Here is a 3,025-nt window from a genome sequence, read left to right as displayed (position 1 = left end):
TGGCGGAGTCCGCGGTCGACGGTCCGCCCGCCGCCGCCACCCCCGCCCTGGGCGAGCTCACCGCGCGGGAGCAGGAGGTGCTCGACGGGATCCTGCAGGGCTGGTCGAACGCGCAGCTCGCCGCCCGGCTGCGCATCTCGGTGCCCACGGTGAAGACGCACGTGTCGAACGTGCTCGCGAAGCTGGGCGCGCGCAGCCGCTCGCACGCGGCGGCACTCGTCCGGGCGCGCGGCGGCTGAGCCTCAGCTCCGGGCGGCGGTCGTGGCGGGGGTCTTCTCGTCGTCGCGCAGCGGGCGGGCGGCCCCGGAGAACAGCCCGGAGACCACGACCAGCGCGACCAGGATGAACAGCGTGTTGAGCAGGCCGATGTGCTCGCTGATCACGCCGAGCACGGGCGGGCCGCCGAGGAACGCGACGTAGCCGATCGTGGCTGCGGCGCTCACGCGGGCGGCGGCCTTGGCCGGGTCGTCGGCCGCGGCCGACATTCCGAGCGGGAACCCGAGCGAGGCGCCGACACCCCAGAGCGCGGCGCCGAGCAGCACGAGCGGCAGCGTCGGCGCGAGGATGAACAGCAGGATGCCGCTGGCGGCCGTCGCGGCGAGGATGCGCAGCACCAGCACCCGGCCGAAGCGGTCGACCAGGGGGCCGCCGAACAGGCGCACGACGGTCATGCCGGTCGAGAACACGGCGAGGGCGACGGCACCGGAACCCTCGGCGAGACCGTGGCCCTGCTCGGTGCCGAGGGCGATCCAGTCGTTCGCGCCGCCCTCGGCGAACGACATGCCGAGCATGACGGTTCCGAGCAGGTAGGTGCGCGGTTCGCGCCACGCCTCCAGCGCGGTGTGCAGGCGCTGGCGGAACGGCGGCTTCTCGTGCTCCTCCGGGTCGAGGGCCGCCTCTCGCACCGGCACCTGGAAGAAGCAGATCACCGCGATCACGGCGATCAAGACCCCGACGGAGATCGCGTGCGTGCCGACGTCGATGCGAAGGTGCGCCGCGAGCGCACCGATACCGGCGCCCAGGACGGTGCCGAAGCTGAAGAACGCGTGGAAGACGGGAAGGATCGTGCGGCCCATCTGCTGTTCGATCGCGGTGGCCTCGACGTTCATCATCACGTCGACGCAGCCGTTGCCGAAGCCGAACAGCACCATGCCGACCAGCACCAGGGGGACCGAGGCGAACACGGTGGCTCCGAGTCCGACGAGCGCGATGCCGGCGGCGAACGTGAGCATCGACAGGAGCATGCCGCGACGCGCACCCGTACGCGCCATGACCGCGGGGCTCGTGGAGATGCCGAGGATGGAGGCGATGCCCATGCCGAGCAGGATCAGTCCGACCTGCGCGTTGTCGAGACCGAGGGCCTCCTTGATACCCGGCACGCGCGATGCCCAGGTCGCGATCGAGAGGCCGCTGGCGAGGAAGATAGCGAAGATCGCGGTGCGCCAGCGCACGAACTGCGAACGGGTGAGGGCGGTGTCCATGACCCACAGCCTATATCGAATCGATTCGACGCCGGAGTACAGATCCCGGCTATCCTCGGAGTATGAGCAGCAGGGAGACCCCGCGCCGACCCACGATCGCGGATGTCGCGCGCGAGGCGGGGGTCGCGACCTCCACCGCGTCCGTGGTCTTCAGCGGCAAGGCCAAGGTCGCCCCCGCCACGCGCGACCGCGTTCTCGCCGCGGCGACCGAGCTCGGCTACACCGGACCCGACCCCCGCGCCGCCTCGCTCCGTCGCGGCCGCAGCGGAATCGTCGCGGTCGTGCTGGAGGGCCACCTGCGGGCCGCGTTCCTCGACCCGGTCACGACCGCGATGATGGACGGCCTCACCGATGGACTCGCCGACCTCAGCGCCGGGATCCTGCTGATGCGCGACGAGCCGGGCGAGGACGGGTCCGCGATCGCGAGCGCCCCGGTCGACGCGGTTGTGCTGATCGGGTGCTCCGGGCGCACGCGGGCCTCACTCGAGATCGTGCGGGGGCGCGGCCTCCCCGTGGTCGTGATCGAGGGCGACGCCGGGCTCGACGTGCCGCGCATCACGCTCGACAACGTGGCCGCCTCCGCCGACGTCGCCCGGCACGTCCGCGACCTCGGGCACCGCGACGTCGCACTGGTCACGCTCGCGCTCGACGCCGACCGCGAGCGCACCCTCATCACGCCGGAGCGACTCGCCACCGCGACCGTCGACGTCACGGTCGACCGGCTCCGGGGCATGCGCGAGATCTTCCCCGACGCCCCGGCGATCTCCGCGTCGGGCAGCCTGATCGACGAGGGCATCCTGGTGGGCCGCATGCTGCTGTCCGACCCGGAGAAGCGTCCGACGGCCGTGCTCGCGCAGAGCGACCTGCTCGCGGTCGGCGTGATCCGCGCGGCGGAGGAGCTCGGGCTGCGCGTGCCGGAGGACCTATCGGTGGCGGGGTTCGACGGCATCGCGCTGGACGGCCTGGGCGACCTCACGCTCACCACGAGCGTGCAGCCCGCGGTCGAGAAGGGTCGCGCGGCGGGGGAGCAGGTGGCGCGCATGCTCCGCGGGGAGCCGGGCGAGACGCAGGACCTCTCGTGCCGCTTCCGCGCGGGCACCACGACCGCGCCGCCCCCCGCGCGCTGAGCCGCCTGCCCTCAGGAATGCGCGGGACCGAGGCGCAGCGCCGTCTCGCCGAAGTCCAGGATGCGGTACCGCCCGCACTCGGTCGTCGCCACCGGTTCGATCCCGGCGGGCAGCTGCCACGGCACGGTCTGCGCGTCCTCCACCAGGAACGACACCTCCCCCGCCGCGAAGTCCCGCCGGTCGACCAGCCAGGCGTAGCCGTTCAGCGCGTGGTCGACCTGCACCAGGCGTGACGGGTCGTCGAGGTGCAGCTTGGGCAGCCGTACGGTCCAGAACTGCCCGGCACCCGTGCGCCCCGATGCGTCGACCCAGTCGGTGACGCACGTCAGGTCGGCGTCGGGTGCCTGCGCGGCGGCCGCCAGTCGCGGCACGCTCAGTCCGGCGGCGAGGAGCAGCAGGGCACCCAGCGCCGCGACC

Annotated in this window: 3 protein-coding genes and 1 pseudogene; 2 read left to right on the top strand and 2 right to left on the bottom strand. The window is 73.1% G+C overall.

The window, feature by feature from the left end:
* A partial coding sequence (locus DW309_RS09410; protein WP_136045221.1) for a response regulator transcription factor occupies positions 1-239 on the top strand: 239 nt, incomplete at its 5' end.
* Between the two features lie 3 nt (positions 240-242).
* On the opposite strand, the gene DW309_RS09405 is transcribed toward DW309_RS09410, so the two are convergent.
* Complete coding sequence (locus DW309_RS09405; protein ID WP_136036518.1) at positions 243-1,481, bottom strand: MFS transporter; 1,239 nt, start codon at positions 1,479-1,481, stop codon at positions 243-245.
* Positions 1,482-1,543: 62 nt separating this feature from the next.
* Between DW309_RS09405 and DW309_RS09400 the strand changes: the two genes are divergently transcribed.
* Positions 1,544-2,608 (top strand): LacI family DNA-binding transcriptional regulator, encoded by a 1,065-nt coding sequence (locus tag DW309_RS09400; protein ID WP_136033091.1) that lies wholly within the window; start codon positions 1,544-1,546, stop codon positions 2,606-2,608.
* Positions 2,609-2,619: 11 nt separating this feature from the next.
* Here DW309_RS09400 and DW309_RS09395 read toward each other — a convergent pair.
* A pseudogene (locus tag DW309_RS09395) lies at positions 2,620-3,025 on the bottom strand (hypothetical protein); the annotation flags it as partial.

The sequence above is a fragment of the Microbacterium sp. K41 genome (assembly GCF_004794395.1).
GTDB classification, from domain to species: domain Bacteria; phylum Actinomycetota; class Actinomycetes; order Actinomycetales; family Microbacteriaceae; genus Microbacterium; species Microbacterium sufflavum.
Note: the sequence above shows the minus strand (reverse complement) of the source record. Positions and strands in the feature narration are given on the sequence as shown.